The sequence below is a fragment of the Hyalangium sp. genome (genome assembly GCF_035629615.1).
In the GTDB taxonomy this organism is placed as follows: Bacteria; Myxococcota; Myxococcia; order Myxococcales; family Myxococcaceae; genus Hyalangium.
On record NZ_DASPHO010000396.1, the window covers coordinates 1 to 5,162 of the forward strand.

At 69.6% G+C, this 5,162-nt stretch carries 7 protein-coding genes; 4 read left to right on the forward strand and 3 right to left on the reverse strand.

What is annotated here, in order from left to right; all coding sequences use genetic code 11:
* Positions 1 to 192 (reverse strand): hypothetical protein (locus tag VD972_RS20495; RefSeq protein WP_324989530.1); only part of this gene is annotated, 192 nt, incomplete at its 3' end.
* Position 193: 1 nt separating this feature from the next.
* On the opposite strand from VD972_RS20495, the gene VD972_RS20500 reads away from it, so the two are divergent.
* On the forward strand, positions 194 to 1,828 hold the full coding sequence (locus VD972_RS20500) for a serine/threonine protein kinase (RefSeq protein ID WP_324989531.1): 1,635 nt from the start codon (positions 194 to 196) through the stop codon (positions 1,826 to 1,828).
* Positions 1,829 to 1,937: 109 nt separating this feature from the next.
* The gene (locus VD972_RS20505) at positions 1,938 to 2,444 is read left to right on the forward strand and encodes a hypothetical protein (RefSeq protein WP_324989533.1); all 507 of its coding nucleotides are present in this window, start codon (positions 1,938 to 1,940) and stop codon (positions 2,442 to 2,444) included.
* A gap of 56 nt (positions 2,445 to 2,500) precedes the next feature.
* On the opposite strand, the gene rsmG is transcribed toward VD972_RS20505, so the two are convergent.
* Positions 2,501 to 3,154 (reverse strand): 16S rRNA (guanine(527)-N(7))-methyltransferase RsmG, encoded by a 654-nt coding sequence (gene rsmG, locus VD972_RS20510; RefSeq protein ID WP_324989535.1) that lies wholly within the window; start codon positions 3,152 to 3,154, stop codon positions 2,501 to 2,503.
* 325 nt (positions 3,155 to 3,479) lie between these two features.
* On the opposite strand from rsmG, the gene VD972_RS20515 reads away from it, so the two are divergent.
* Together VD972_RS20515 and VD972_RS20520 are read left to right on the forward strand one after the other, a co-directional pair.
* Positions 3,480 to 3,704: an AbrB/MazE/SpoVT family DNA-binding domain-containing protein gene (locus tag VD972_RS20515; protein WP_324989537.1), complete on the forward strand. Its 225-nt coding sequence runs from the start codon at positions 3,480 to 3,482 to the stop codon at positions 3,702 to 3,704.
* On the forward strand, positions 3,701 to 4,090 hold the full coding sequence (locus tag VD972_RS20520; RefSeq protein ID WP_324989539.1) for a type II toxin-antitoxin system death-on-curing family toxin: 390 nt from the start codon (positions 3,701 to 3,703) through the stop codon (positions 4,088 to 4,090). Before VD972_RS20515 ends, VD972_RS20520 begins: the two co-directional genes overlap by 4 nt.
* Here the strand turns inward: VD972_RS20520 and VD972_RS20525 are convergent.
* Positions 4,087 to 5,162, reverse strand: a 1,076-nt coding sequence (locus VD972_RS20525) for an FAD-dependent oxidoreductase (RefSeq protein ID WP_324989540.1), incomplete at its 5' end; no start/stop codon positions are given. The two genes, VD972_RS20520 and VD972_RS20525, sit on opposite strands and share 4 nt — an antisense overlap.

Genomic DNA, 5,162 nt, shown 5'->3' on the forward strand with positions numbered 1-5,162 from the left:
CGGTCTCACGCGCACTTCGTCGAGCTCAAGCAAGAGGCGCGTCGCGACGAGCCTGAACTTCTTCTCGCGGCGCGGCTCATCGCCCCAGGCCCTGCCTCTCCAGCGGCCTTGTTCCCAACGGCATACCGTCGGAGAATGACCGCTCGCACGCGGCGGGAGACTGTTCATGCCGGCAGGCACAGGAAGCTTCACGATGGCAGGTCCTCTCCCCTCCGCGGGCAGCTGCCCTGGGTGCGCAAAGGCCGCGAGCGGCGAGCGCTGCACCCACTGTGGCGTCGCCGTGAGGGTAGGGCCTTACCGCGTGCGCACGGTGCTCGGGCAGCGCGGCGCGGCGCGTACCTATCTCGCCGAGGACGTGGACGGACTGGTGGTGCTCAAGGAGCTGTCCTTCTCCACCGAGCCCGCCGCCGCCACCCTCCAGGCCTTCCATCAGGAAGCGCGGCAGCTCCAGAGCCTCACCCACCCGCGCATCCCTCGCTACCTGGACATGCTGCAGCTCGGCCTGGGCGCCGACACCCGGCTCTACCTGGCTCAGGAGTTCATCGAAGGCACTCCGCTCCAGACCGAGCTCTCCGGCCGCCACTGCACGGAGCTGGAGGCCCGCGAGCTCGCCCGACAGGTGCTCGACATCCTTCGCTACCTGCAGAGCCGCTCGCCGCAGGTGTTCCATGGCGACCTCAAGCCCGCCAACTTCATCCGCCGCTCGGATGGCGCGCTCTTCCTCGTGGACTTCGGCGCCGCGTGGGTGCGCGGTGGCGCCAGCCCCGAGGCCTCCCGCTACACTCCCCCCGACCAGGCCCACGGCGAGCTGGACGCCTCCACGGATCTGTTCGGCCTGGGAGTGACACTCGTGGACACGCTCTCGTGGGAGCCGGAGTGGAAGCGCCAGAAGCTCACCGTGGCGGAGGATCTCGCCTCGCGTGTGGATGTTGCGCCGAACTTCCGCGAGTTCCTCGGGCGGCTGACGTCGGTGGATCCAGCGCTCCGCTTCGCCACCGCCAGCGAGGCCCTGCGCGAGCTGGAGCTCCCGGAGCAGGCACCCCAGCCACTCCGGCGCCGCCTGTGGCCCGTGGCGCTGGGCGCTGGCGCCGCGGTGCTGATCTTCGGCGCCGGCTTCGTCACGGGCCGCCTCACCAGTCTCGCTCGCTTCGCGGAGCACTCGAACCCTGAGGAGCACCACCATGATCACAGGGCGAGAGCCCGACTCCCGCCAGCGCCGCCTCAGACTCCTCCGCCCTCACACCGATCCCGGCCCGGCCCTCTGCATCCTCCCGACACGTTGGACGCGAGCAACTCCGACGAGACGCTGATCCAGGTGAAGGAGCAGTGGGCGCCGGACCACAAGCACCAGAACTGCGAGTTCGCCGGCTATGCCACCGCGAGCTCCTCCGGGCACCTGGACACGGGGGAGCCCGCCGCCGCGTTCGACCGCACTCCAGGAACGAGCTGGAGCAGCAACCAGTCGAACGGCGCCTGGTTGCAGGTGGACCTGGGGCGCAACTACACCCTCCATGGCATGGTGCTAGACTGGGGCTGGGACACCCGCTACGGCCCGACCGCAACGAGCACGGTGACGACGAGCCTGGACGGCAGGACCTGGAGCCACCTGCACACGGTCACCAACTCGCCGCAGGACAACTCCCTCTCGCGCCGCGTGTGGTTCCCCCAGCGTGTGGCCCGCTACGTGCGCTTCGCTGCCTACGAGTGGCATGGCGGCCTGGCGCAAGTGCGCGCGTTCGAGCTCTATGGTCCGGAGTGTCCCCTCCGGCCGGAGCGCTCCTCCGAAAACATCCGTGACATGACGAATCGGGCCGCCGTCGAGCTCTGATCCGCGGCCACTCGCGCGCGGCACCGCGCTGAAAACTGGCCCTCTCGCAAGCGTATCCTACAGTGTGCGCATCGCCCGCCTCTGCGAGCGATGAGCCGGGAGGCGCGCCATGCACGCACAGAGAGGTTGGAAGGGGAGGGGGCTGGTGGCGGCGCTGGGGATGCTGGTGGGTGGGTGCAGCCAACAGGCCGCCGAGCCCGCCGCGCGTCCGGCCTCACCGCGGGAGGCAGCCGCCAACGCTCACTCCGCGCCGCGCATCACGAGCACCTTCCAGTCCGAGCTGCGCTGGTTCGAGGGCAACCGCGTCACCTTCCGCGTGGTGGCGAGTGATCCGCAGGCGCGGGCGCTCACCATCACCTGGGCCGCCAACACGGGCTCGCTGGAAGCACCGGTGGCAGAGGCCACGCAGAGCGAGGTGGAGTGGACGCCGCCGCCGTGCCCGCTGACGGACACCCCACCCGCAATCACCGCCACGGTGACGAACGCGGTCGGCGTGTCGGCTTCGGCGACCTTCACGCTCACGGGAGCGACGACCTGCCTGGCCGCGGGCGCGCTGACGAAGGGCTCACGGATCCTCTCGATGCAGTCGGAGTCCATGGCGCGGAACACCCGCTGAGCCCCGCGGCCCGGAGCGCCCTCACCCCGGAGCGGAGCGTGGTGCCCGACGGCGGATCAGGCCTGGGAGAAGACGGCGACCTGCCGCTCGGCGCGAGAGAAGGGAAGCCGGTACTGACGTGCGGAGCTCAGACGGAGGTTGCGCTCGGCGGCGCGCGCTTGCAGCTCCGAGTCCGGCTGGGCCTTGCCGAGCATCGCCACCACGCGCCCCCCTGGCAGCAGGTAGGCGGGCGCGAGCTTCAACCAGTCGGGCAGATCCATGAACGCGCGAGCGATGAGGAGCTCCGCGCGGGGAATGCCCTCTGCCTCGGGCTGGCCCTCCGCGCGAGCATGGAGCCCCCGGGCGTCCTTCAGCCCCAGCGTGGCAATGGCCGCCTTGAGGAAGCCGACCTTCTTGCCCACCGCATCCACGAGCGTCACCGTCAGCGCAGGCCGGGCCAGCTTGAGCGGGAGCCCCGGGAAGCCGGCGCCCGCGCCGAGATCCAGCAGCGAGGCCGCCCCCTCCACCTCGGGCAGCACCGCCAGCGAGTCCAGGAAGTGCTTTTCGAGCACCTCTTCCGGCGCGGTGATGGCTGTAAGGTTTACCTTGGCGTTCCACTTGAGGAGCTCATTCTTGAGACGAAGGAGCTTCGGCGGGACGTCCTCACCCACGCTTACACCGAGCGTATGGCACCCCTGTTGGAGCTGATCAAAGAACCGGGTGTTATCCACAGATCCTCCACACCGCACCAGGGCTCAAGTGCTTGATTTCCTTGATCCCTCCAGGAAAGCGCGGGTTATCCACACGTTTCCCACAGGCCGCCTGCGATCATGTCCACAGCTTCACAGATCAGCGCGGCCGCTGGGCGCGCACCTGGACATACCGACTGAACAGGGTGGGGGAAGCGGATCCGACCAGGCAGGTCTCACGCTTCCGTGGGGGAGAGCCCCGCCCATGTACCCGAAGCGCGCGGTCCTGACCAGTGCTTTGTGGCCGTTGCCCCCTCCGCAGAGCGGTTCTAGCGTTGCTGGAACGGCCTCTCCTCAAGGTGGATCCATGATCAAGAAGCTCACAGCCCTCGGCGACAGCCTGGGTCTCGTCATCGAGAAGCCGATCCTCGATCTGCTCGGCATTGACGAGGACACTCCGCTCGAGGTGAAGACGAACGGGCACGCCCTCATCATCATGCCCACCCAGGAGAGCCGCAGCGAGCGGGTGCGGCTGGCCACCGAGCGGCTGATGACCCAGCATGATGAGACGCTGAGAAAGCTCGCCCAGTGAGCCCGGACTTCCTGACACTCGAAGAGGTGCTGAAGATCCACCCCATGCAGCTGGAGCGCTATGGCGGTGGCGAGGGCATTCGGGACATGGCGCTGCTCGAGTCGGCGCTGGCCCAGCCTGCCGCGACGTTCGACGGCCAGCTCGTCCACGAGGATCTGATCGCGATGGCGGCCGCCTACCTGTTCCACATCGTCAGCAACCACCCGTTCGTGGATGGCAACAAGCGGACGGGCCTGCTGGCGGCGCTCGTGTTCCTGGACCTGAACGGCTTTGTCTTCGAGCACGGCTCCCAGGCGCTCTATGCCCTCACGATGGCCATCGCGGAAGGCCGCGTGGACAAGGCGTACGTGACGACGGCGCTTCGCCGCATCGCCTACGAGTTCTAACCAGCGGCCCGCTCCTTCTTCAGCGCCACCAGCAGCAGGGACAGGGCCGCGGGCGTCAGTCCCGGGATGCGCCGCGCCTGGCCCACCGTGCCCGGCTGGTGCGCGATGAACTTCTCCACCGCCTCGGTGGACAGTCCCCGCACCTCCGCGAACCGGAAGCCCGCCGGAATGACCCACCCGTCCCAGGCCTCCGCCTCGCGAGCCGCTGCGCGCTCGGCCTGGGCGATGTAGCCCTCGTACTTCACCTCCACCTCCACCTCCTCGGCCACCTCGGGCGGCAGCGAGGGCCACTCGCGCGCCTCGGCCGCCAGCGCCGCGTAGCTCACCTCGGGCCGCTTCAGCCGCGCCGCCAGCCCCGTGCGCTTCAGCCGCGCCACCTCCTCCGCCACCGCCCTCCCGCGCGCCTCCACCCTCTCGAGCGCCTCGCGCGGCACCAGCCCCACGCGGTGCCCATGTCGGGCCAGGCGCAGCTCCGCGTTGCCCTCGCGCAGCTTGAGCCGATGCTCCGAGCGGCTGGTGAACATGCGGAACGGCTCGTCCACGCCCTTCGTCACCAGCTCGTCCACCAGCACCGCCCCGTGCGCCTCGTCCCGCCCCGGCAGCAGCGGCGGCTCGCCCTTCACCTGCAGCGCCGCGTTGATGCCCGCGTACAGCCCCTGGAAGGCCGCCTCCTCGTAGCCCGAGGTGCCGTTGAGCTGTCCCGCGAAGTACAGGCCCCGCACGGCCTTCGTCTCCAGCGTGGAGGAGAGCTGCGTGGGCGGCGCGTAGTCGTACTCCACCGCATAGCCGAAGCGGACGACTTCGACGTGCTCCAGCCCGGGGATGGTGCGCAAAAACTCGAGCTGCACGTCCACGGGCATGCTCGTGGACAGTCCCGCCGGGTACACCAGCGGCGAGTCCGGGCCCTCCGGCTCCAGGAACACCTGGTGGCGCTCGCGCGCGGCGAAGCGCACCACCTTGTCCTCCAGCGAGGGGCAGTAGCGAGGCCCTCGGCCGACGATGTCCCCCTGGAACAGCGGCGAGCGGTGGAGGTTGTCTCGCAGCAGCCGGTGCGTCTCCAGCGTGGTGTAGG

Coding starts and splice junctions, on each gene's coding strand:
- VD972_RS20500 (WP_324989531.1), top strand. CDS start 194: ATGGCAGGTCCTCTCCCCTCCGCGGGCAGCTGCCCTGGGTGCGCAAAG.
- VD972_RS20505 (WP_324989533.1), top strand. CDS start 1,938: ATGCACGCACAGAGAGGTTGGAAGGGGAGGGGGCTGGTGGCGGCGCTG.
- VD972_RS20515 (WP_324989537.1), top strand. CDS start 3,480: ATGATCAAGAAGCTCACAGCCCTCGGCGACAGCCTGGGTCTCGTCATC.